Origin of the sequence: Oceanicella actignis, assembly GCF_008124525.1 — a bacterium.
GTDB lineage: Bacteria > Pseudomonadota > Alphaproteobacteria > Rhodobacterales > Rhodobacteraceae > Oceanicella > Oceanicella actignis.
Genome location: NZ_VNHJ01000001.1, coordinates 32,791 through 56,393 on the forward strand (window position 1 = coordinate 32,791; position 23,603 = coordinate 56,393).

Genomic DNA, 23,603 nt, shown 5'->3' on the forward strand with positions numbered 1-23,603 from the left:
GCGATCGGCCGGATGCGTGCCGGGGCCCGGCAATTCCGCGCGAGGCCAGGGGGCGGCCGGCCGCGCCCGGCCCAGCCAGGCGCCGCCATGAGGCGCGGCGCTCAGCCTTCGGGCGCAGCGCCCCAGCCGAGGGCGCGCGTCTCGGCGGCCAGCTGCGGCGCGATCTCGATGGCGTTCGTCGGATGGGGCAGAGAGGTCGTGCTCACCACCCGCGCGGCGCCCGCGGCCATGATGACCTCGAGCGCATCGCCCGCGAAGATCGCGTGCGTCACCACGCAGACCGGAGCGCGCGCGCCCGCTTCGCGCAGCAGCGCCACGGCCCGCGCCATGGTGCGCCCGGACGAGGCGATGTCGTCCACCACCACCGGCGTGTGCGTGCGCGCCAGCCTTGCGCTGGGCGCGCTCAGCGTCACCTCGAAATCGCCCGAGCGGCGCTTGGTCAGCACCTCGAAGGGCAGACCCGCAAGGCGCGCCGCCTCGCGCACCCACTGGCCGCTTTCGCCGTCGGGGCCCAGCAGCGCCGCGTCGGGCACGTTCGCCGCCACCCAGCGCGCGATGGCGGGCGCCGCGACGGCGCGGCGCGCGGGGATCGAGAACAACGCATCGAGCGAGGGGATGCGGTGCAGGTGCGGGTCCAGCGTGGTCAGCCAGTCGACGCCTTCCTCGAGAAAACGGGCGAAGATCGGCGCGCTGACGGCCTGCCCGGGCGCAAAGCGCGCGTCCTGGCGCATGTAGGCCATGTAGGGCGCGATCAGCCCGACCCGGCGCGCGCCCAGCTCGCGCGCCGTGACGGCGGCGAAGCGCAGCGCCAGCGCCTGCCGGTCGGGGTCGCGCAGCCCGACCAGCAGCGCCGCGTCGCGCCCGTCCAGATCCGGGGGCAGGGCGACCAGCGTCTCGCCGTCGGGAAAGCGGTGCAGCGCGACCGGCGCGCGCTCGGCGTCCAGTTCGGCGGCCAGCGCGGCGGCCAGCCGCTCCATGCCCGGAAAGACCAGCAGAAACGGCTTCATGCCTCGGCCTCGATGCGGAAGGGATGCGCGCGCGCGCCGGCATATTCGGCGGCCCACTCCAGCTCGCCCGGCGTCTCGGCGTGGATCTCGTAGAGCGGATCGCCCTTGTCCACCCTCTGGCCCAGGCTCGCGTGCAGCAGCACCCCGGCGTTCTTGCGCCCCGGCGCGCCGGCCAGCTTGGCGATGCGCGCGATGCGCCGGTTGTCGATCTGCGCCACCGCGCCGGCATGCGGCGCGCGCTCGACGCGCCGATGGGCCGCGCGGCCCGGTTCGGAAAATCCGCCCTGCGCGGCGCAGATGGCCATGAACTTCGCCTCGGCCGCGCCCGAGTCGAGCAGGGCCTGCGCCGTCTCGCGGCCCTGCGCGGCGGGGCCGCCCTCGGCCTCGGCGGCCATGTCCAGAAGCGCCCCCGCGATGTCCAGCGCGCGCTCGCGCAGATCCTGCGGCGCGTGGGGCGCGCGGCGCAGCACGGCCAGCACGTCATGGGCCTCGAGCGCGGGACCGATCCCGCGCCCCACCGGGCCCGACCCGTCGCTCAGGCGCACCCGCGCGTTCAGGCCCAGCGCCTCGGCCGTCGTCAGGAGCCGCGCCTCGAGCATGTGCGCCGCCGCGCTCGAGCGCACCTTCGCCGTCGGCCCCACGGGCATGTCGATGAGCACATGCGTCGAGCCGGCCGCCGCCTTCTTGGACAGGATCGAGGCCACCATCTGCCCCTCGGAATCGAAATCGAGCGGGCGCTCGACCCGGATCAGCAGATCGTCGGCCGGCGCCAGGTCCAGCCCGCCGCCCCAGACCACGCAGCCGCCCTCGGCCTCGACCACCTTGCGCATCGCCTCGGCCGACAGCGCGACCGGCGCCATGGTTTCCATCGTGTCGGCCGTGCCGGCGGGCGAGGTGATGGCCCGGCTCGACGTCTTGGGAATGCGCCGCCCCGAGGCCGCCACGATGGCGACCACGATCGGCGTGGTCCGGTTGCCCGGCAGGCCGCCCACGCAGTGCTTGTCCAGCACCATGCCCTCGCCCCATTCCAGGCGCCGGCCGGTCTCGACCATGGCGCGGGTCAGGGCCACGGTTTCCTCGGCGTCCAGCCGGTCGCCCGCGCAGGCGGCGACGAAGGCCGCCAGCTCAAGCTCCGACAGCCGCCGCCCGACGATGTCGCGCACGATGTCGCGAAAGGCCGCCTGGTTCAGCCGCCGGCCATAGACCTTGGCGCGGATGGCGTCGGCCGAGACGGGCGGCTCGGGGTGCGAGAAGCTGGCCATCGCGCCCGGCTCGGGCGAGAGCGCCTCCCACGCCGCTTCGCTCAGCGCCGCCGCGCCCGGCGGCAGCCATGCGCCTTCGGTCACCACGTTGAGCGTGGCCACGATGCTGCGCGCGCCCAGCGTGATCTCGACCCGCGCCAGCGACGAGAACCCCTCGGACCGGCACAGGTCGCAATCGGCGCGCATGTAGACGACGGGCTGGCGATAGGTGTCGATCCCGGCGCGGATCAGGGCGAGGCGTTTGCTTCGGTGCGGCATGCGGGCTCCGGTCGGTTGCGGGCGTTCGGGTCGCGGCATTGTGGCCGCCGCGGTCCGGGCGCGCCAGCGGATTATGTCCTCCGGCGCGGCCGGGGCTTGCCCGGTCCGGCAAGCCGCGCCACTCTGCCCCAAGATGCGAAGGAGCCGATCATGACCGCCTCATCCCGCGATCGGGCCGACGGCGCGCGCCCCGCGGCGCTGCGCCGCGGCGAGTTGGCGCGTCTTGCGGGCTGCAACGCCGAGACCGTGCGCCATTACGAGAAGGTCGGCCTGTTGCCCGCGCCCCCGCGCGACGCGGCCAACTGGCGCGTCTACGACCAGGGGCATGTGGCGCGGCTGCGCTTCATCCTGCGCGCGCGGGTTCTGGGCTTTGCGCTGGACGAGATCGCCGAGCTTCTCGCCCTGTCCGAAAGCGGCGGGCGCAGCTGCGCCGAGGCCGCGCGGCTGGCCTCGCGCCGCCTTGAGGACGTGCGCGCGCGCATCGCCGATCTGCGCCGCATGGAGGCCGCGCTGGCCGACACGCTGGCGCTTTGCGCCGAGGGCGAGGCGCGCGGATGCCCGATCATCGACGCGCTGCGCGGGCAGGACTGACGGGCCCGCCCCGCGCCTCAGATCACCGCGCGCTCGCGGATCGGGCGCCCGGCCTCGATGCGCTCATAGCCGAAGGGCGACAGGTCCAGGCTGCGATAGGCCCCGTGCACGATCATCTCGGCCAGGCCGCGCCCCATGGCGGGCGCCTGTTGCAGCCCATGGCCGGAAAAGCCGTTGATGAAGTGAAAGTTGCCCACCCGCGGATGCGGTCCGATCACCGCGTTGCGGTCGAGCAGGTTCATCGTATAGTGCCCCGCCCAGCAATGGGTCTGGCGTATGGCCTCGAAGCGCGGAATGCGCCGCGCCAGCGCCGGCCAGACGCGCTCTTCCCACATGGCGTGGTCCATCTCGAAATCGTCGGGATCGACGGCCTCGTCGGGCTCGGGCGCGGCGCCGCACATATACGTGCCGCCGCCGTTCTCGCGCACATGCACCCCCGAGGGGTCGATGGTCAGCGGCAGGTCGCGCTCGAGCGGACGCTCGGCCTTGAAGATCTAGGTGAAGCGCTTGCGCGGCTCGACCGGCAGGTCGATGCCCGCCATCGCCGCGACCCGCGCCGCCCGCGGGCCCGCCGCGTTCACGACGCAGCCGCAGGCGACCCGCGCGCCCGACGCGAGGCGCACCGCCTCGACCCGCGCGCCCGAGGGCGCAAGCTCGAGCGCCGCCGCCTCGTCGGCGACGAACTCGGCCCCCGCGGCGCGCGCGCCCCGCCGCAGCTGGTCGAACAGCGCCGCGCCGTCGAACCAGCCCTCGTCGCGCGTGTTGATCGAACCCAGCACCACGTCGTCCAGCGCATAGAACGGATAGCGGGCCGCGATCTCGTCGGGGCTCAGCAGCTCGGTCCCGGCGCCGGCGGCGCGCTGCACCCGCCAGTTGGCGCGCAGCGTTTCGGCGAAGGCCTGGTCGGCGGCCAGATACAGATAGCCGAAATTGCGGATCGACAGCCGCGGCACGTCCGGGTCTCCCCCCATGCGCTCGTGCAGGGTCTTCACGAACTCGGCCCCGAATTGCGAGATGCGCACGTTCAGCTCGGTCGAGAATTGCTGGCGCATGCAAGAGTTGGTGTGCGCGGTCGAGCAGCGCTCATAGGCCGGGTCGCGCTCGACCACCAGCACCGAGCCGTCGAAGTCCGGGTCGCGGGTCAGGAACCACGCCGCGGCCGAGCCCATGATCGCGCCGCCGATGATCACCACGTCATAGGACGAGCGCGCGGGGGCCGAGGCGAAGCCGGGCGGAAGCATGGCGAACACTCCTGCGGACAAGCGATCGGGGCCACAGTGCGGCGGCCGGGCGCGCAAGTCCAGTCCGGACCCGCGCCGCGTCGGGCGGATGGCGCGGCGGCGCGCCCGCGGATGGCGAGGGCGCGCCCGGGCGCGCGCCATCGGCGCGCGGGGCGGCGGGCCGGGGCGCGCGCGCCGCGCGGTCCTTGCGCCGCGGGGCGGGCGTCGGGGCGCCCATGCCCCCCCCGGCGGGGGCGGCCTGCGCGCCGTCTCGCGCCGGGCGAGCGGGCGGCGGCGGCGGCGCTTGCGCGAGGGGCGCGCGCGGGCAAGGATGCGCGCATGACCGCGAAACAGCCTTCTTCCGCCCCGATGCCGGCGCTGCGCATCCGGGTCGTCTTCGCCCAGGGCGCCATGATCGGGCCCGGCAAGGCCGAGCTGCTCGAGCGCGTGGACCAGACGGGTTCGATCGCCGCGGCGGGCCGCGCCATGGGCATGAGCTACAAGCGCGCCTGGCAGCTGATCGAGACGCTCAACCGCATGTTCGAACGTCCGCTGGTGACGCGCGCGCGCGGCGGCCGCGGCGGCGGCGGCGCGCATCTGACCGAAACCGGGCGCGCCGCGCTCGAGGCCTACCGCGCCGTCGAGGCCGCCGCGCGCCAGGGCGCCGCCGCGCCGCTGGCGCGCCTTGCCGCCCTGGCGCCCGCCCCGCCGGCGGGCGCGGAGGAAGAGCAGGGTTGACGCGGCGCCGGGCGCCACGGATATGGTCGAGCGGAAATAACGCTCGAGGTCACATGCTCCGCCGCCGCCTTCGCATCGCGCTCGTCGCCCTCCTGGCCGCAATGGCTGCCGCGTCCGCGCCCGGCGCGCGCGCCCGGCAGGCGGACCCCGAGGCGCTGGTGGCGGCCGCCTCGGACCTGCAATTCGCCTTTCCCGAGCTGGCCGCCGCCTTCGCCGCCGAGGGGCGCGGCCGGGTGCGGGCGGTGTTCGGCTCGACGGGCAATTTCGCGCGCCAGCTGCGCCAGGGCGCCCCTTACGAGCTGTTCATGGCCGCGGATGAAAGCTTCGTGCGCGCGCTGGCGCGCGATGGCGTCCTGCCCGACGAAGGCGCGCCCTATGCCGAGGGCCGCCTGGCCCTGCTCGTGCGGCGCGGCGGGCCCCTGGCGGCGGATGGCGCGCTCGAGGACCTGGCCGCGGCATTGCGCGAAGGGCGGGTGCGCCGCTTCGCCATCGCCAATCCCGAACATGCGCCCTACGGCATGCGCGCGCGCGACGCCCTGCGCGCGGCGGGTCTGTGGGAGGCGCTCCAACCCGTGCTCGTGATGGGCGAGAACGTCGCCCAGGCCGCGCAGTTCGTGGCCTCGGGCGCGGCGCAGGGCGGCGTGGCGGCGCTGTCGCTGGCCATGTCGCCGCGCATCGCCCGGCAGGTCGATCATGCGCCGATCCCGCCCCACATGCACCCGCCGCTGATCCAGCGCATGGCGCTGACGCGCCGCGCGGGCCCCGCGGCGCGGGCGTTCTTCGCCTTCGTGCGATCCGAGCGGGGGCGGCGCATCCTGGCCGCGCACGGCTTCGCGCCGCCGGCGGACTGACCATGGATTGGGAGGCGCTGGCCCTTTCGCTGAAGCTGGCGGCCGCGACGACGGCGGCGCTCTTGCCCGTTTCGGTGCTGGGCGGGCGGGCGCTGGCGCGCGGCGAGTTTCGCGGCAAGCGGCTGATCGAGGCGGCGCTGATGCTGCCGCTGGTGCTGCCGCCCACGGTTCTGGGCTATTACCTGCTGGTGGCGATGGGCGCCGGCTCGCCGCTGGGCGAGGCGTGGGAAAGCCTGTTCGGCCGCCCGCTGGCCTTCACCTTCGAGGGCATCCTCTTGGCTTCGATCCTGTTCAACCTGCCCTTCGCGATTCAGCCGGCCCAGCGCGGCTTCGAGGCCGTCGCGCCCGAGCTGCGCGAGGCCGCCGCATGTTGCGGCATGTCGCCCGCGGCCGCGCTCTGGCGCGTCGAGCTGCCGCTGGCCTGGCCGGGCGTGACCACCGCCATGGCGCTGACCTTCGCCCACACGATCGGCGAGTTCGGCATCGTGCTGATGGTCGGCGGCGCCATTCCGGGCGAGACCCGCACCGTCGCCATCGCCATCTACGACCGCGTGCAGGCCTTCGATCTCGAGGCCGCCGGGGCCATGTCGGCGACGCTGGTCGCGGTCAGCCTGGCGGCGCTTTATCTCACGCATCGGCTGGGCGCGCGCGCGCCCGCGGGGGCGCGATGACGCTCGAGGTCGAGGCGCGCCTTGACGGGCCCGCGGCGCTGGACGCGGCCTTCGCGGCGGCGCCGGGGTCGCTGCTGGCGCTGGTCGGCCCGTCCGGGGCGGGCAAGACGACGCTGCTGCGCGCCATCGCCGGGCTGACGCGGCCCGCCGCGGGGCGCATCGCGGCGGGCGGCGAGACCTGGTTCGACGCGCGCGCCGGGGTGGATGTGCCCGCCCATCGCCGCCGCGTGGGGATGGTGTTTCAAAGCTACGCGCTCTTCCCGCACATGAGCGCGGCGCGAAACGTGGCCGCGGCGCTTGATCTGCGCCCGCGCGCGGCGGCGATGGCCGAGGCGCGCCGCCTGCTGGCGCAGCTCGGGCTGGGCGAGCTGGCCGAGCGCCGCCCCGACCGCATGTCGGGCGGCCAGCGCCAGCGCGTGGCGCTGGCCCGCGCGCTGGCGCGGCGGCCGCGCGCGCTGCTGCTGGACGAGCCCTTCTCGGCCGTCGATCGGGCGGCGCGCGCGCAGCTTCACGCGCGCGTCGCGGCGCTGCGCGACGAGCTGGGCGCGCCGATCGTGCTGGTCACCCACGATCTGAACGAGGCGCAGCTGCTGGCCGACCGGATGGCCGTGCTGGCCGAGGGGCGGATCGTGGCGCAGGGGCCGACCGACATCGTCATGGCCGACCCCGCGGCCATGCGCGCGCTGGGCCTGCGCGAGGCGGCGGCGCTGCTGCCCGCGCGGGTCGCCCGGCACGAGGCCGACGGGCTCACGCGGCTCGAGGCGGCGGCGGGGCCGCTCTGGCTGCCGCGCATCGACGCTCCCGAGGGAGCGCGGGTGCGCGTGCGCATCATGGCTCATGACGTGATCGTCTCGCGCGCCCGCCCCGAGGGGCTTTCGGCGGCGAACATCCTGCCGGCCACGGTGCTCGAGATCCGTCCGGGCGAGGGGCCGGGCGCGCTTGTGACGCTGGACCTGGCGGGCGACCGCATCCTGGCGCGTCTCACGCGCCGCGCGGTCGCGGCGCTGGCGCTGGCGCCGGGAACGCATGCGCATGCGGTGCTCAAGGCGATGTCCGTGGCGCGCGATCACGTCGCGCTTGCGCGCGATTGAGCCGCGGCTGGCGCCATGACGGCCGACGCATGGCCGAGGCTATCGACGGCCGCCGCGGCGAGGTGCGCCAAGCGGCCGGAAGCGCAGCCGGCGGGCATCGGCTCGGACGATGCGCGCCATGAAGACCGCCGCGCCGCCGCGCGGCGGGGCGCGCGATCGCCGCGCCGCGCGCTTGCCCTGCCCGCAGGCGCGCGCCGCAAGTTCGCCGCTCGGCGGCGCGATCCGGGCCCGACGCCGTGTCGCGGGCGCCGTTCGGCGGGCGCAGGTCGGCGCGCGTCGTGCGCGCGGGGCGCCGGCGTCGTTCCGACTGGTCCTGCGCCCGGTCCCGCATCCGGCCCACCTTGCGGCGCGTTCAGGCGCAGCGGGCGCTCGCGCAGGGCTCGTTCTCGTCCTCGATCTGGATGGTCACGTGGTCGATGCCATGGCGGCGGCGCAGCTCTTCGGCGATGCGGGTCAGGAAACCGGGCGCGGGCGGGCGGGCCATGACCAGATGCGCCGTCAACGCCGTGCGCGTCGCGCTCAGCGCCCAGATGTGCAGATCGTGCAGCCCGCGCACGCCCGGCTGCGCGGCCAGCCATGCGCGCACCTCCTGCGCGTCCACCCCCTCGGGCACGCCGTCGAGCGACAGCCGCAGCGACGCGCGCAGCAGGTCGAAGGCCGAGAAGGCGATGACCGCGCCGACCCCCAGCGCGGCCGCCGGATCGAGCCAGCGCCACCCGGTCGCCATCATCCCCAGCGCCGCCAGCGTCACCGCCAGCGAGACCGCGCCGTCGGCCAGCATGTGCAGATAGGCGCCGCGCGCGTTCAGGTCCGAGCGGCTGTCGCGCCGGAACAGCAGCGCCGTGCCGAAATTCACCCCGATGCCGAGAAGCGCGACGATCGCGATGGCGGCGGGGGGCGTGTCGATCGGGTCGCCAAGGCGGCGGACCGCCTCCCACGAGACGGCGCCGACGCCGACCATGATCGCGATGGCGTTGAGCAGCGCCGCCAGCACCGTCGCGCGCCCAAGCCCGTAGGTGTAGCGGGCGGTGGGCGCGCGCCGCGCCAGCTCGGCCGCCGCCCAGGCCGCCAGCAGGCCGGCCACGTCGGTCAGGTTGTGCGCCGCGTCGGCCAGCAGCGCCAGGCTGCCGATCAGCAGGCCGGCCGCGGCCTCGATCAGCACATAGGCGGCGTTCAGCCCCACCGCCCAGCGGAAGGCGGGGGTGAGGTCGCGCGCGCTCAGCTCGACCGGGCCGTGGGCGTGGCCGAAGCCATGGCCATGGCCTGATGCATGAGCGGAACCGGCGTCGTGGTCGTGGGGCATCGTCGCCTCGGCAGCCTTCGCGTCGGACTCGCCCGCGCCCGGCCGGCGGCGCGAGGCGGGCGCGCTCAGGCTAGCCCCGGGCCCGCCGCGCGGCAAGGGCGGGGCTACTCGACCGCGCCCTCTTCGGGATGGTGGCAGGCGAAGGCGCGGCCCTCGCCCTTGAGCGGCGGGCGCGTCGCGCGGCACTCGTCATCGGCGCGCCAGCAGCGCGGCGCGAAGGGGCAGCCGGGGATGACGTCGAGCGGCGAGGGCAGCTCGCCCGTCAGCTTGATGCGCTTGCGCCCCGAGTTGGGCTGCGCGCGCGGCGTGGCCGAGATCAGCGCCTTGGTGTAGGGGTGGCGCGGGGCGGCGAACACCTCGCGCGCGGGGCCCGTCTCGACCGCGCGGCCCAGATACATCACCATCACGTCGTCGGCGAAATGGCGCACCACCGACAGATCGTGCGAGATGAACAGATAGGCCAGGCCCAGCCGCTCCTGCAGGTCGATGAGCAGGTTCAGGATCTGGCTCTGGATCGACACGTCCAGCGCCGAGATCGGCTCGTCCAGCACCAGCACCGCCGGGTCCAGCATCAGCGCCCGCGCGATCGAGATGCGCTGGCGCTGCCCGCCCGAGAACATGTGCGGGAAGCGGTCGTAATGCTCGGGGCGCAGGCCGACCAGCGCCAGCTTCTCGCGCGCCAGCGCCTCGCGCTCGGCCGCGCTCATCCGCGGGCGGTTGATCTTGAGCGGCTCCTGCAGGATCGTGCCCACGCGCTGGCGCGGGTTGAGCGAGCCGTAGGGGTCCTGGAACACGATCTGCACGATGTCGCGCAGCGCGCGCCAGCGGTCGGGCGTCGCCGCCTGGCCGCGGATGCGCAGCTCGCCGGCGCTGGGGGGCTCGATCATCGTCACCAGGCGCGCCAGCGTGGACTTGCCGCAGCCCGACTCGCCCACCACGGCCAGCGTGCGGCCGGGGCTGAGCGCGAAGCTGACGCCCGACAGCGCGCGCAGCTCGGCCGGCGGGCGCAGCAGGCCCTGGCGGATTTCGTAGCGGCGTTCCAGGTCGCGCGCGACCACGATCGGTTCGCTCATGTCGTCACCATCCGTTGAGGCTGCATGACGCCGTTTCCATCCGCGGTCAGCGGCGTGTGGCAGCGCGCGCGGCCCATCTCGGGGCCCAGCGGCTCGGGGCGTCGGGCGCGGCAGATGTCGCTGGCGTGGCGGCAGCGCGGGGCGAACAGGCAGCCCGCCGGCCGGTCGAACTGGCCGGGCACGACGCCGGGAATGGTCGGCAGCCGGCGCGAGGTCGCGCGCTCGGGCAGTGCGGCCAGAAGCGCGCCGGTATAGGGGTGGAAGGGACGGGCGAACAGCCCCTCGACGGGCTGCTCCTCGACCTTCTGGCCGGCATAGTGCACGGACACGCGCTCGGCCGTCTCGGCGACCACGCCCATGTCGTGGGTGATCAGCGCCAGCGCCATGCCGTTGCGCCGGCGCAGGTCCAGCAGCAGGTCCAGGATCTGGGCCTGGATGGTGACGTCGAGCGCGGTGGTCGGCTCGTCGGCGATCAGCAGCTTGGGATTGCAGGCGATCGCCATGGCGATCATCACGCGCTGGTTCATCCCGCCCGACATCTGGTGCGGATAGGCCTTGAGCCGCCGCTCGGGCGCGGGAATGCCGACCTGCTCGAACAGCTCGACGGCGCGGGCGTGGCGCGCCTTGCGGTCAAGGTCGGTGTGCTGGCGCAGCGCCTCCTTGATCTGGAAGCCGACGGTGAAGCACGGGTTGAGCGAGGACATCGGCTCCTGGAAGATCATCGCCATGTCCTTGCCGATGATCTTGCGCCGCTGCGCGGGCGAGAGCTCGCGCAGGTCGCGCCCCTCGAAGGCCATGCGGTCGGCGGTGACCGTCGCCGTCCAGGGCAGCAGGCCCATGATCGCCAGCATCGAGACCGACTTGCCCGAGCCGCTTTCGCCGACGATGGCCAGAACCTCGCCCTTTTCGAGCGTCACGTCCACGCCCTCGACCGCGCGGAAGGGGCCGGCGGCGGTGGCGAACTCGACGGTCAGGTTGCGGATGTCGAGAAGACTCATCGCTCAGCTCCGCTTCAGCTTCGGGTCCAGCGCGTCGCGCAGGCCGTCGCCCATCAGGTTGATGGACAGAACCGTGATCAGGATCGCCAGGCCCGGAAAGGTGACCACCCACCACGCGCGCAGGATGAACTCGCGCGCCTCGGCCAGCATCGTGCCCCATTCGGGGGTCGGCGGCTGCGCGCCCATGCCCAGAAAGCCCAGCGCCGCCGCGTCGAGGATCGCGGTCGAGAAGGACAGCGCCGCCTGCACGATGATCGGCGCCAGGCAGTTGGGCAGCACGGTGACGAACATCAGCCGCGGCAGCCGCGCGCCGACCACCCGCGCGGCGGTGACGTAATCCTTCTGCAGCTCGCCCAGCGCCGAGGCGCGCGTCAGGCGCACGTAATGCGGCTGCGCCACCAGGGCGATGGCGATCATGGCGTTGGTCAGCGACGGCCCCAGGATGGCCACCAGCACCAGCGCCAGCAGCAGCGAGGGAAAGGCCAGGATGATGTCCATCACGCGCATGATCGCCGCGTCCAGCCATTTGGGCGAAAAGGCCGAGATCAGCCCGATCAGCACGCCCCCCGCGGCCGAGACGGTGACCACCACCACGCCGACGAAGAAGGAATAGCGCGCGCCGTGCAGAAGGCGGCTGAGCATGTCGCGCCCCAGCGGATCGGTGCCCAGCGGGAAGGCCCAGCTGCCGCCCTCGACCCAGGCGGGGGGCGTCAGCGCATGGTCGCGGAACTGCTCGGCCGGGCCGTAGGGCGCGATCCAGGGCGCGAAGGCGGCGACGAAGACGAAGCCGGCGAAGATCCACATGCCGAACACCGCGCCGCGGTTCTCGGCGAAATAGTGGAAGAACTCGCGCAGCGCGCTGGGCCGCGCGGGGGCCGCGAGCGGGGCGGGGGCGGTCTCGGTCATCAGCGCCTCCGGATCTTGGGGTTGATGAAGCCGTAGAGCACGTCCACGGTCAGGTTCACGATCATCACCATGGTCGCGATCAGCAGAAGGCCGCCCTGCACCACGGGGTAATCGCGCCGGAAGATGGAATCGACCATCCACTTGCCGATGCCCGGCCAGCTGAAGATCGTCTCGGTCAGGATGGCGCCGGCCAGCAGCGTGCCGACCATCAGCCCGATCACCGTCACCACCGGGATCAGCGCGTTGCGCAGCGCGTGCACGCCGTTGACGCGGGCGGGCGACAGGCCCTTGGCGCGGGCGGTGCGGATGTAGTCCTCGCCCAGCACCTCGAGCATGGCCGAGCGCGTCTGGCGCGCGATCACCGCCAGCGGGATGGTGCCCAGCACCACCGTCGGCAGCGCCAGGTGCGACGCGGCCGAGGCGAAGGCGCCCTTCTGCCCCGACAGCAGGCTGTCGATCAGCATGAAGCCCGTCACCGGCTCGAAATAGTAAAGCAGGCTGATGCGCCCCGACACCGGCGTCCAGCCCAGCATGCCCGAGAACAGGATGATCAGCAGAAGCGCCCACCAGAAGATCGGCATCGAATAGCCCACCAGCGCCGCCGACATCAGCGCCCGGTCGGGCAGCTTGCCGCGGTTGACCGCGGCGATCACGCCCGCCGGCAGGCCCAGCGCCACGGCGAAGATCATCGCGCAGATCGACAGTTCGAGCGTGGCGGGAAACAGCGAGAAGAACTCGTCCCACACCGGGCGCTTGGTCACGAAGGACTGGCCCAGATCGCCGTGTAGCACGCCCCACAGATAGTCCAGATATTGCTGGAACACGGGCTTGTCGAAGCCGTATTGGCGCACCAGCTCCTGATAGCGTTCGTCGGTCAGGCCGCGCTCGCCCGCCATGACGATGATCGGATCGCCCGGCAGCGCGCGGATGAAGCTGAACGAGATCAGCGTCACCCCCAGAAAGGTCGGGATGAAGGTCAGCAGGCGGGACAGGACGAATCCGAGCATCAGCGGCCCACGATCATGAGTTCCTTGGGAAAGCGCGTCAGCGCCCTGGCGCCGTCCGCTTCGATCAGCACGTCGTCCTCGATGCGGACGCCGAACGCGCCGGGTGCATACAGCCCCGGCTCGACCGTGTAAACCGTGCCCGGCGCCATCGGCTCGTGCACGCCGCGCATGATCCACGGGGCCTCGTGCACCTCGCGCCCCAGGCCGTGGCCGGTCTTGTGGCGGATGCGCTCGGCGAAGGGCGAGGCTTCGAGCACCGTGGTCGCCGCGTCGTCGACCTGGTGGGGCGTGGCGCCGGGGCCGCCGGCGGCGATGCCGCGGCGGTTGGCTTCGAGCACGGTCTCATACACCGCCCGCGCCTCGTCCGAGGCGTGGCCGACGAAGACGGTGCGGGTGATGTCGGCGCACATGCCGTCCTTCGTCGCGCCGAAGTCGAACAGCAGCGCGTCGCCCGGCCGCAGCGCATGATCGGGCCGGGCCTTGGCGTGGGGGCGGGCGGAATTGTCGGCCGCGGCGACGATGGGCGCGAAGGCCAGCCCGTCGGCGCCTTCGTCGAACAGGGCGCGGATCAGGGCGCGCTCGACCTCGGCCTCGGTCATGCCCGCGCGCACGGTCTCGAGCGTGCGGGCCAGCGCGCGCTCCGAGACGTCGATGGCGGCCTGCAGGGCGGCCAGCTCGTCGGCGGTCTTGACGATGCGCAGGGCCGAGATCTCGCGCTCGGCGTCGATGATCTCGAGCGCGGGCGCCGCCGCCTTCAGGGCGTGATGCACGAAGACCCGCATCACCTGACCCTCGACCGCCAGGCGGCGCATGGGCAGGCGTTCGGCCAGGGCGCGGAAGGCGTCCATGTAGCCCTGCTGGTCGGTCCAGGCGAAGACGTCGCCGGCAAAGCCCGTCAGCTCCCAGCTTTGCAGCTCCAGCGCGGGCACGATGGCCGCCGGGCGTCCCTTGGCGGGGATGACGGCGAGGAAGGGGCGCTCGTGGCTCATGAAGGCGTGGCCGAAGGCGCGGGTGAAGTTCGGCCCGGGCACGAGCGCGACCGCGTCGGCGTCGAGCGCGCGCGCGACGTCGGCATGGCGCGCAAGGCGCTCGGCAAGGGCGGCTTCGGAGCTGCGGGCGGGGGCGTTCATGGCGGCTTTTCCTGGCGTTTCGCGTCGTCTTGCGCTGCGGGCGCCGTCGCGCGGCCTGCGGCGCGGTGTTCGGTTTGCGCCGTCTGCGGCGCGGGTTTGGTTTGCGCCGTCTACGGCGCGGGGATCGGTTGGCGCCGTTTGCGGCGCGGGTTCGGTTTGCGTCGTCTGCGACGCGGGGCTCGGCCTGCGCCGTTTGGCGCGGGAGTTGTCCGCGCGGGCTGCGGCGCGGGTTCGGTTTGCGCCGTCTGCGGCGCTGGGCGCGTCGCGGGCGCGAAGCGGCGGGGCCGCCCGGTGGGCGGCCCCGCTTGGTCGTTCAGTTCTCGAGGCTCACGCCGTAGAAGATGTGGCTGCCCAGCGGGTGGACCTTGTAGCCCTTCACCTCGGGGCGGATGGGCATGTAGACCACCGAGTGGGCGATGGTCGCCCAGGGCGCCTGCTCCTTGAAGATGACCTGGGCCTCCTTGTAGAGGCGCGTGCGCTCGGCCTTGTCGGTCAGGGTCCGGGCCTTCTTGATCAGGTCGTCGAAGGGCTTGTGGCACCACTGCGCGCGGTTCGAGGCGCCGACGCCGTCGCAGCCCAGCAGCACGCCCAGGAAGTTGTCCGGGTCGCCGTTGTCGCCGGTCCAGCCCAGCAGCACCGCGCCGTCGCGGTCCAGATCCTTCGAGCGCGACAGATACTCGCCCCACTCATACGAGACGATCTCGACCTTGACGCCGATCTTGGCCAGGTCGGCCTGGATCAGCTCGGCCATGCGGCGCGCATTCGGGTTGTAGGGGCGCTGCACGGGCATGGCCCAGACCTTCATGCTCAGATCCTTGACGCCCGCTTCCTCGAGCATCTTGCGCGCGGCCTCGGGATCGTAGGGATCGTCCTGCACCTCGTCGTTGTAGGACCACATGGTCGGCGGGATCGGGTTCTTGGCGATCTGGCCCGAGCCCTGGAAGACGACGTCGATGATGGCCTGCTTGTCGATGGCCATGTTCAGCGCCTTGCGCACCTTCGGGTTGTCGAAGGGCTTCTGAAGGGTGTTGTAGGCCAGGTAGCCGACGTTCAGACCCTCCTGCTCAAGCACGACCACGCCGGGGTCGGCCTTCATCGCGGCCACGTCCGCCGGGTTCGGATAGGGCATGACGTGGCACTCGCCGGCCTTGAGCTTCTGATAGCGCACCGAGGCGTCGGGGGTGATGGCGAAGATCAGGTTGTCGATGTCGGCCTTGCCGCGCCAGTAGTCCGGGTTGGCCTTGTAGCGGATGACCGCGTCCTTCTGGTAGGCGACGAACTGGAACGGGCCGGTGCCGATGGGCTTGGTGTTCAGCTTTTCCGGCGTGCCGGCGGCCAGCATGGCGTCGGCGTATTCCTTGGACATGATCGAGGCGAAGTCCATCGCCAGGTTGGCGACGAAGGGCGCCTCGGGGCGGTTGAGCACGAACTTGACCGTGTGATCGTCGACGCGGACGATGTCCTTGATCAGGTCGGCCATGCCCATGCCCGAGAAATACTCCCAGGTGCCGCCCGAGACCTTGTGGTAGGGGTTCTCGGGGTTCATCTGCCGATCGAAGGTGAAGATGACGTCGTCGGCGTTGAACTCGCGCGTCGGGGTGAATTCGTCGTTGGCGTGGAACTTCACGCCCTTGCGCAGGTGGAAGGTGTATTCGAGGCCGTCATCCGAGACGTCGACGCTTTCCGCCAGGCCCGGGATGACGTTGGTCGTGCCGGTCTCGAACTCCATCAGCCGGCTGTAGATCGGCTGGGACGAGGCGTCGAAGGTCGTGCCCGAGGTGAACAGCGCGGGGTCGAAGCCCTCGGGCGAGCCCTCGGAGCAGTAGATCAGGTTGCCCCCGGCGCTGGCGGCCGAGGCGCCCAGCACAAGCGCGGCGGCGCCGGCGAGCAGGGTGGATTTGAGTGACATCAAGATGGTCTCCCTGTTGGATTCCGCCCCGTTTTCGGGGCCCGGAGGGGCCGCCGCGCCGCTTTCCGGCGCGTTTCGGCCCGTCCCGGATGGGGTCCAGCTATGAAGGGCGGCGCGCCACTGTCAAGGCGAAACGCCCCGCGGCGGGTTCCGGGCGGGCGGCGACGTGGCGTCCGGCGCCCCGGGGCGGGCGCGCGCCGGGGGGCGTTGGGCGGCGGTTTCGGGCGGCGGTCGGCGGGGGGCGGGACGGCCCGCGCCCCGGGCCGGCGGATCCCGGCGGGCGGGCGGTCATGGCGCGGCGGCGCGCGATGCCTTGCGCCGGCGTGCGGCGGCGCACCGCCCGTGCCGGGGCGCGTCGTCCGCCGGGGCTGGCCCGGGGCGCGGCCCGCGGCGGCCGGCTCGCGGCGCCGTCGGGCGGAAAAAGCCGGCGGGCGGAAGAATCGTCCCCCGCCGACCGCGGCGTGCGCGGCCTGGGCCATGCCCCCGGCGCGGGGCGCGGCGGCGCGTGGGGGCGGGGCGGCGAAGGGCGCCCGCGCGCCCCTCACCAGGGGTCGATGCCCGGCGGCGGCGGGCGGCGCGGGGCGCGCGGGGGCATGGCCGCGTCGGCGCGCAGAATCCATTCGCGCGTCTCGGCGGGGTCGATGACGGCGTCGATCTCGACGCAAGAGGCCAGCGACACCGCCTTGCCGATCTCGCGATGCCGCTCGAGCAGGGACTCGAACAGCGCGGCGCGGCGCTCGGGGTCGGTCTCGGCCTCGAGCTCGCGGCGAAAGCCCAGCCGCACCGCGCCCTCGAGCCCCATGCCGCCGAACTCGCCCGTGGGCCAGGACGCGGTCAGCACGCTTTCGCGAAAGCCGCCGCCGGTCATGGCCATGGCGCCCAGCCCGTAGCCCTTGCGCAGGACGATGGCGTGGATGGGCGCGCGCATGGCCGCCCCGGCGACGAACATGCGGCAGGCGCGGCGCACCAGACCCTGGCGCTCGGCCTCGGGGCCGACCATGAAGCCGGGCGTGTCCACCAGCGAGATCAGCGGCAGGCCGAAGGCGTCGCACAGGCGCATGAAGCGGCTGGCCTTGTCGGCGGCGGGGGCGTCGATGGCGCCGCCCAGATGCATCGGATCGTTGGCGATGAGCCCGAAGGGCCGCCCGTCGACGCGCACCAGCGCGGTGACCATGCCGGGCGCGTAATCGGCGCGCAGCTCCATCACGGCGCCCTCGTCGGCCAGAAGGCGGATGGCGTCGCGCACGCGATAGGCGCGGCGGCGGTTCTCGGGCACGACCTCGCGCAGGGCGCGCTGATCGGCGACGGGGCCGGGAGGCAGCGCGCCCTGGAACCAGGACAGGTAGCGCTTGGCCGCCGCGCAGGCCTCGGCTTCGTCCGCGACCAGCAGATCGACCACCCCCGCGCGCGCCAGCTCGGGGGCCGGGCCGACCTGTTCGGGGCGGAAGCTGCCCAGCCCGCCGCCCTCGATCATGGCCGGGCCGGCCATGCCGATCGTCGCGCCGCGGTCGGCGATGACCACGTCGCAGCAGCCCAGCAGCGCCGCATTGCCCGCAAAGCACCGCCCCGAGGCCACGCCGACCAGCGGAACCTTGCCCGACAGCGCGGCGAAGCGCGCGAAGGTGGGGCCGTCCAGCCCCGCGACGGTCAGGTGCTCGGTGTCGCCGGGGCGCCCGCCGCCGCCCTCGGCCAGAAGGATGACCGGCAGGCTGCGCTCGTCCGCCAGGGCGAAGAGCCGGTCCATCTTCTGGTGGTTGCGCTGGCCCTGCGTGCCCGCCAGCACCGTGTCGTCCGAGATGGCGAAGGCGCAGCGCGCGCGCTCGGGGCCGAACAGCGCGCCGTTGACCGCGCCGATTCCGGTGATGATGCCGTCGCCGGTGGTGTTCTCGATCAGATCCTCCAGCGAGCGCCGCGCCCGCTGCGCCGCCAGCGCCAGCGCGCCGTATTCCACGAAGCTGCCCGGATCGCACAGATCGGCCAGGTTCTCGCGCGCGGTGCGGGCGCCGCGGGCGCGGCGGCGGGCGACGGCGCGCGGGCGGTTGGCGTCCTGCCCCGCGGCCAGGCGCCGGCGCAGCTCGGCCAGCTCGGGGCGGATGCGGTCGGGGTCCGGGGGCGGGGCGTCGTCCTCGGCCGCGGGCTCGGCGTCGTCGCCGCCCTCGACCCGGCGCAGCGCCAGAAGGGGCGCGCCCTCGGCCGCCGCCGCGCCCGGCGCGCTCAGCGCCGCGACGACGACGCAGGCGTGCGGGGCGGGTATGACATGCTCCATCTTCAGCGCCTCGAGCACCGCCAGCTGCGCGCCGGCGGGCAGGCGCGCGCCCACGGGCGCCAGCTCGACCACTGCGCCGGACATGGGCGCGGCGAAGAGCTCGGCCCCCTCGGGAAGCTCGGCGGGCGGCGCGGCGCCGGGGGCGGGTTCGGCCTCATTCGCGCCGGGCGGGGCCTCGTCGCTCGCGCGTTCGGCCGCAAGGCGCGCGGCGGCCTCGGCCAGCGCGGCGCCGTGGGTCTCGATGAAGCGCGTGTCCACGTCCCAGGCGCGCACCCGCTCGTGCCGGACCAGCGCGCGCAGCCAGTCGAGATTGGTCTCGACCCCCTCGATGCGGAAATCGGCCAGCGCGCGGTCGAGCCGCGTCAGCGCCGCGGGCAGATCGGCCGCGGCGCCGGGCCAGCGGATGATCGCCTTGGCCAGCAGCGTGTCGTAGCGCCCCGACACGCGCCAGCCGGCGCGCGCGAAGCCGTCGATGCGCACGCCCGGACCCGAGGGCGGCTCGACCGCGCGCAGCAGGCCGGAGGCCGGGCCGGCGCCGCCGGCGGCGGTCATGCGCTCGGCGCAGATGCGCGCCTCGATCGCGAGGCCGCGCGGGGCGGGGATGGCGTCTTGCGTCAGGCCCAGCGACTCCAGCGTCGCGCCGCCGGCGATGCGGATCTGCAGCTGCGCCAGATCAAGGCCCAGGACCTCTTCGGTCACGGGGTGCTCGACCTGGATGCGGGGGTTGACCTCGATGAAGAACAGCCGCGCGCCCTCGGGCGCGTCCAGATCCAGAAGGAATTCGAAGGTGCCCAGCGACAGGTAGCGGCACTCGCGCGCCATGCGCAGCGACCAGTCGGCCAGCTGCGCGCGCTCGTCCGCGGTCAGGGAGGGGCTGGGGGCGATCTCGATCACCTTCTGGCGGTCGCGCTGCAGGGTGCATTCGCGCTCGTGCAGATGCGCGACGGCGCCGGTTCCGTCGCCCAGCACCTGCAGCTCGACATGGCGCGGGCGCGCGACGAGGCGCTCGACGAACAGCGCGCCGTCGCCGAAGGCGCCCTCGGCCTCGGCGACGCAGCGGGGCCAGGCCTCGGCCAGCTCGGCGGGCGTGCGCGCGGGGCGCATGCCGCGCCCGCCGCCGCCGGCCGCGGCCTTGATCATCACCCCCGCGCCGGGAGGCTGGGCGGCGAGGAAGGCCTGCGCCTCGTCCAGCGAGCAGGGCCCCTCGAGCCCCGGCGGCGTCGGCACGCCAAGCGCGCGCGCCAGGCGCCGGGCCGAGAGCTTGTCGCCCAGAAGGGCCAGGGTCTCGGGGCGCGGGCCGACGAAGGTCAGCCCGGCTTCGGTCACGCGGCGGGCGAAGTCGGCGCTTTCGGACAGGAACCCGTAGCCCGGGTGCAGCGCGTCGCAGCCATGCGCGCGCGCCGCGGCGATCAGCGCGTCGGGGTCCATGTAGGCGCGCGGGCCCTGGCCGGGCAGCGGGGCGGCGGCGTCGGCGCCGCGGGTCCATGGCCCGCCCTCCTCATCGGCGGCGAAGACGGCGACGGCCTGCGCGCCGGTTTCGGCGGCGGCGCGGACGAGGCGGGCGGCGATCTCGCCGCGGTTGGCGATGAGGATGCGGGCTGGCGCCATGCGCGGCCTCCTTGCGGGGCGGCGCGCGGGCCGCCGCGGGTTGATGATCAGGGAAACTGACCATCGCCGCGCGCGCACGTCAACGCCCCGAGCGGGCGCGCCGAAGGCCGGGCCTCGATCGGGCCGCGGACGGGATCGGCGATCGGGTCGGGGATCCGACCGGCGATCTGGCGCGGGGCATGGGTCTGGCCGGGGCCGAACGCGCCGAAGGGGGGGCGCGCGCGGAGGGGCGGCTCCGCCTTGGGTGAGCGCGCGACAAGCGGCGCGATTGCGCGCGGCGCGGCGACGGTGCGGCGCGGCGGCCGAGGCGCGGCAGGGGGCGTCGCACGGGGCGGCCCGGGCGCGCGGGGCGCGGGCGCGAAGCTGTGGCGAGCAAGCGCGGCGGAAGGAGCGGCGCGGCCGGGCGGGGGCGTGGCTGGGGCGGCGCGGCTGGGGGCGTCGCACGGGGCGGCCCGGGCGCGCGGGGAGGTGGCGCGAAGCTGTGGCGAGCAAGCGGGGCGGAAGGGGGGCGCGGGCGCGCGCCTGCGGGGGAGGGGGCCGGCGCCGCGCGGCGCTGCGGCGGGCGGGCGAGCTCTGGCGCGGTCGGTGCGCGCCGCTCTCCGCCAGCGCGCGCCGGGCCGCGCGGGCCTTGCGGGGCCCGGCCGGCGGTGCGCGCAGGTTGCGGGCCGACCTTCGTCATTGCGCGCGGTTTGGCCCGCGCGATGGCGCGCGGCGCGGGCGCGTCCGGTCCGAAACGGGGCCGTCGGGCCCGCCGGAGCGGCGGCGCGGCGCTCTGGGGGCTGGACAGCGGCGCAAAAAGCCTTAGGCAAGAGCGCGAGCGAGTTGCGCCAAGACGGAGAAAGAACGGTGTCCCTTTTCCTGATCGCGGCATTGCCCTTTCTCGGGGCGGTCCTGCCGGCCCTTCTGGTGCGCGCCAGCCGCAACGCGGCGGCGGGAACGGCGGCGGGCGCGACGGCGCTGGCGCTGATCGGCGTCCTGACCCACGCGCCCGCGGTCATGCGCGGCGAGGTTCCCATGGCGCGCGCGCCCTGGGTTCCGTCGCTGGGGCTCAACGCGAATCTGATGCTCGACGGGCTGGGGCTGCTGTTCGCGCTGCTGATCCTCGGGATCGGCCTGCTCATCATCCTCTATGCGCGCTTCTACCTGACCCGGCGCGACCCGATGGGCAAGTTCTACGCGCTCCTGCTGCTGTTCCAGGGCGCGATGCTGGGCATCGTGCTGTCGGACAACATCCTGATGCTGCTGATCTTCTGGGAGCTGACCTCGCTCAGCTCGTTCCTGCTGATCGGCTACTGGAACCATCTTCCCGAGGGCCGGCAGGGCGCGCGCATGGCGCTGACCGTGACCGGCGCGGGCGGGCTGGCGATGATCGCCGGGGCGCTGCTGCTGGGGCAGGCGGCCGGGTCGATGGAGCTGAGCGACATCATCGCCCGGCGCGAGGCGGTGCAGGCCTCGGAGCTGTATCTGCCGGCGCTGATCCTGATCCTGGCGGGGTGCTTCGCCAAGTCGGCGCAGTTCCCCTTCCACTTCTGGCTGCCGCACGCCATGGCCGCGCCGACGCCGGTGTCGGCCTATCTGCACTCGGCGACCATGGTCAAGGCGGGGCTGTTCCTGATGGCGCGGCTGTGGCCCGCCCTGGCGGGGACCGACGCCTGGTTCCTTCTGGCGGCGAGCGTGGGCCTGATCACCATGGTCCTCGGCGCGGTCACGGCGCTGTTCAAGGATGATCTCAAGGGGCTGCTGGCCTATTCGACGGTCAGCCATCTGGGACTGGTGACATTCCTGCTCGGGCTGGGCACGCCGGCGGGCGCCGTGGCGGCGGTGTTCCACATCATCAATCACGCCACCTTCAAGGCCGCGCTGTTCATGACCGCCGGCATCGTCGATCACGAGACCGGCACGCGCGACATCCGCCGCCTGGGCGGGCTGGCGGCCTTCATGCCCGTCACCTTCCTGATCGGCGCCGTGGCGGCGCTGTCCATGGCGGGGGTTCCGCCGCTCAACGGCTTCCTGTCGAAAGAGATGATGCTGCACGAGGCCGCGCACACCGCCTGGCTGGGCTCGGAGCTGGCGCTGCCGGTCCTGGCGGGGCTGGCGGCGCTGTTCTCGGCGGCCTACTCGTTCCGCTTCGTGGCGCATGTGTTCCTGGGCAAGCCGCGGCTGGCCCATGCCGAGCCGCCGCACGATCCGGTCGTCTGGTTCTGGCTGCCGCCGGCGATCCTGGCCTCGCTGACGGTGCTGATCGGCCTGTTCCCGCAATCCATGGCCGGCGAGCTGGTGCGCGCGGCGGCGGGCGCGGTCACGGCCGGGGCGGCGCCCGAGATCAAGCTCAAGCTCTGGCACGGCGTGAACGAGGCGCTGATGATCTCGGCCGCGGCGCTGGCGGGCGGGGCGGCGGCGCTGGCGCTGCACGGGCCCTTGGCGCGCGTCTGGGCGGTTGTCGCGCCGCCGGCGGCCAAGCGGGCGTTCGATGCGCTGGTCGGCGCCGCGACGGCCGCCGCGCGCCGCCTGACCGACGCGCTGCATGACGGCGATTTCGGCCGCAGCGCCGCCATCTTCTCCGTGTTCGCCGCGGGCCTGGGCGCATGGGCGTGGACCGCGGGCGGAGCGGCGCCCCTGGGCGCGTTCCCCGCCGCGCTCGGTCCGACGCCGCCGATCCCGCTCATCGGCTGGGTCTGCCTGGTCACGGCGACGCTGACGCTGACGGCGCTGCACCGGCATCGCCTGCTGGCGCTGGTGCTGATCGGGGTGACGGGGCTGATGGTCTCGCTGACCTTCAGCTACTTCTCGGCCCCCGACCTGGCGTTGACGCAGATCTCGGTCGAGGTGGTCAGCATCATCCTGCTGCTGCTGGCGCTGAACTTCATGCCGCGCGAGACGCCGCGCGAAAGCTCGGCGGCGCGGCGCGCGCGCGACCTCGCGGCGGCGGCCGCCGCGGGCCTGGGCGTGGGGGCGGCGATCTACGCGATCCTGGTCGGGGACTTCGCCTTCGCGCCGATCTCGGAGTTCCACCTGGCCAACTCCAAGACCGGGGGCGGCGGCGAGAACGTGGTGAACGTGATCCTCGTCGATTTCCGCGGCTTCGACACCTTCGGCGAGATCACCGTTCTGGGCATCGCGGCGGTGCTGATCTATGCGCTGACCGAAACCATCATGGCCGGGCCGGTGCGGGCGCGTCTGCTCAACCGCCGGCCGGCCGAGCCGCAGGCGGGCGACGCGCATCCGATGATGATGGTCGTGGCCACGCGCGTGCTCATGCCCATCGCGCTGACGGTGGCGGTCTACATCTTCCTGCGCGGGCACAACGCGCCGGGGGGCGGCTTCATCGCCGGGCTGATCGTCTCGGTCGCCTTCGTGATGCAATACATGGCCAGCGGCTTTTCCTGGGCGGCGGCGCGCCAGCGCTATCCCTACCATGCCTTCATCGGGCTGGGCGTGCTGGTGGCGGCGGCCACGGGCATGGGCGCCTGGTTCAACGGCAAGCCCTTCCTGACCAGCGATTTCGGCTATGTGAAGCTGCCGGGGCTGGAGAAGTTCGAGCTGGCCACCGCGGCGCTGTTCGATCTGGGCGTGTTCCTGACCGTGCTGGGCGCGGTGCTGCTGGCGCTCGAAAGCCTTGCGCGCTACGCGTGGCGGCCCAACATCGCCAGCGCGCATCCGATGGACATCGATCCCACGCGCGACGAGGCCGCGCAGCGCGAGGAGGGACGCTGA

Annotated in this window: 16 protein-coding genes and 1 pseudogene; 6 read left to right on the forward strand and 11 right to left on the reverse strand. The window is 73.9% G+C overall.

All coding sequences use genetic code 11. The features are described 5' to 3' along the window. Positions 1-101: 101 nt before the first annotated feature. Together LY05_RS00140 and LY05_RS00145 are read right to left on the reverse strand one after the other, a co-directional pair. Entirely contained in the window at positions 102-1,007 is a 906-nt protein-coding gene (locus tag LY05_RS00140) for a ribose-phosphate diphosphokinase (protein ID WP_148921668.1), read from the reverse strand. Beyond that, complete coding sequence (locus LY05_RS00145; protein ID WP_148921669.1) at positions 1,004-2,527, reverse strand: thymidine phosphorylase family protein; 1,524 nt, start codon at positions 2,525-2,527, stop codon at positions 1,004-1,006. The genes LY05_RS00140 and LY05_RS00145 overlap by 4 nt, the downstream gene beginning before the upstream one ends. Positions 2,528-2,677: 150 nt before the next feature. On the opposite strand from LY05_RS00145, the gene LY05_RS00150 reads away from it, so the two are divergent. Continuing rightward, entirely contained in the window at positions 2,678-3,118 is a 441-nt protein-coding gene (locus LY05_RS00150; protein WP_148921670.1) for a MerR family transcriptional regulator, read from the forward strand. A gap of 17 nt (positions 3,119-3,135) precedes the next feature. On the opposite strand, the pseudogene LY05_RS00155 reads toward LY05_RS00150, so the two are convergent. Further along, a pseudogene (locus LY05_RS00155) lies at positions 3,136-4,359 on the reverse strand (NAD(P)/FAD-dependent oxidoreductase). 318 nt (positions 4,360-4,677) lie between these two features. Between LY05_RS00155 and LY05_RS00160 the strand changes: the two are divergent. From LY05_RS00160 to modC, 4 genes are all read left to right on the forward strand, one after another. Beyond that, positions 4,678-5,076 (forward strand): winged helix-turn-helix domain-containing protein, encoded by a 399-nt coding sequence (locus tag LY05_RS00160; protein ID WP_148921671.1) that lies wholly within the window; start codon positions 4,678-4,680, stop codon positions 5,074-5,076. A 101-nt stretch (positions 5,077-5,177) separates the two neighbouring features. Continuing rightward, complete coding sequence (gene modA / locus LY05_RS00165) at positions 5,178-5,927, forward strand: molybdate ABC transporter substrate-binding protein (RefSeq protein ID WP_211356248.1); 750 nt, start codon at positions 5,178-5,180, stop codon at positions 5,925-5,927. A 2-nt stretch (positions 5,928-5,929) separates the two neighbouring features. Continuing rightward, entirely contained in the window at positions 5,930-6,598 is a 669-nt protein-coding gene (gene modB / locus LY05_RS00170; protein WP_148921673.1) for a molybdate ABC transporter permease subunit, read from the forward strand. After that, positions 6,595-7,689 carry a molybdenum ABC transporter ATP-binding protein gene (gene modC / locus LY05_RS00175; RefSeq protein ID WP_148921674.1) on the forward strand — a complete coding sequence of 365 codons (1,095 nt, stop codon included), beginning with the start codon at positions 6,595-6,597 and terminating at the stop codon, positions 7,687-7,689. The genes modB and modC overlap by 4 nt, the downstream gene beginning before the upstream one ends. A gap of 352 nt (positions 7,690-8,041) precedes the next feature. Here the strand turns inward: modC and LY05_RS00180 are convergent, their stop codons facing one another. The 8 genes from LY05_RS00180 to LY05_RS00215 all read right to left on the reverse strand — a co-directional run bounded on the left by LY05_RS00180 (position 8,042) and on the right by LY05_RS00215 (position 19,889). Further along, positions 8,042-8,992, reverse strand: a complete 951-nt coding sequence (locus LY05_RS00180) for a cation diffusion facilitator family transporter (protein WP_148921675.1) — start codon at positions 8,990-8,992, stop codon at positions 8,042-8,044. 104 nt (positions 8,993-9,096) lie between these two features. Next, on the reverse strand, positions 9,097-10,065 hold the full coding sequence (locus LY05_RS00185; RefSeq protein WP_148921676.1) for a dipeptide ABC transporter ATP-binding protein: 969 nt from the start codon (positions 10,063-10,065) through the stop codon (positions 9,097-9,099). Beyond that, the gene (locus LY05_RS00190; protein WP_148921677.1) at positions 10,062-11,063 is read right to left on the reverse strand and encodes an ABC transporter ATP-binding protein; all 1,002 of its coding nucleotides are present in this window, start codon (positions 11,061-11,063) and stop codon (positions 10,062-10,064) included. The genes LY05_RS00185 and LY05_RS00190 overlap by 4 nt, the downstream gene beginning before the upstream one ends. A 3-nt stretch (positions 11,064-11,066) precedes the next feature. Next, positions 11,067-11,969: an ABC transporter permease subunit gene (locus tag LY05_RS00195; RefSeq protein WP_072746496.1), complete on the reverse strand. Its 903-nt coding sequence runs from the start codon at positions 11,967-11,969 to the stop codon at positions 11,067-11,069. After that, positions 11,969-12,976 (reverse strand): ABC transporter permease subunit, encoded by a 1,008-nt coding sequence (locus LY05_RS00200; protein WP_072746495.1) that lies wholly within the window; start codon positions 12,974-12,976, stop codon positions 11,969-11,971. Before LY05_RS00200 ends, LY05_RS00195 begins: the two co-directional genes overlap by 1 nt. After that, on the reverse strand, positions 12,976-14,106 hold the full coding sequence (locus tag LY05_RS00205) for a M24 family metallopeptidase (RefSeq protein ID WP_148921678.1): 1,131 nt from the start codon (positions 14,104-14,106) through the stop codon (positions 12,976-12,978). The genes LY05_RS00200 and LY05_RS00205 overlap by 1 nt, the downstream gene beginning before the upstream one ends. 313 nt (positions 14,107-14,419) lie before the next feature. Next, entirely contained in the window at positions 14,420-16,015 is a 1,596-nt protein-coding gene (locus tag LY05_RS00210) for an ABC transporter substrate-binding protein (RefSeq protein ID WP_148921679.1), read from the reverse strand. Positions 16,016-16,556: 541 nt separating this feature from the next. Beyond that, a complete protein-coding gene (locus LY05_RS00215; protein ID WP_148921680.1) occupies positions 16,557-19,889 on the reverse strand; it encodes an acetyl-CoA carboxylase family protein in 3,333 nt (1,110 codons plus the stop codon). 846 nt (positions 19,890-20,735) lie between these two features. Between LY05_RS00215 and LY05_RS00220 the strand changes: the two genes are divergently transcribed. After that, positions 20,736-23,603: a monovalent cation/H+ antiporter subunit A gene (locus tag LY05_RS00220; RefSeq protein ID WP_148921681.1), complete on the forward strand. Its 2,868-nt coding sequence runs from the start codon at positions 20,736-20,738 to the stop codon at positions 23,601-23,603.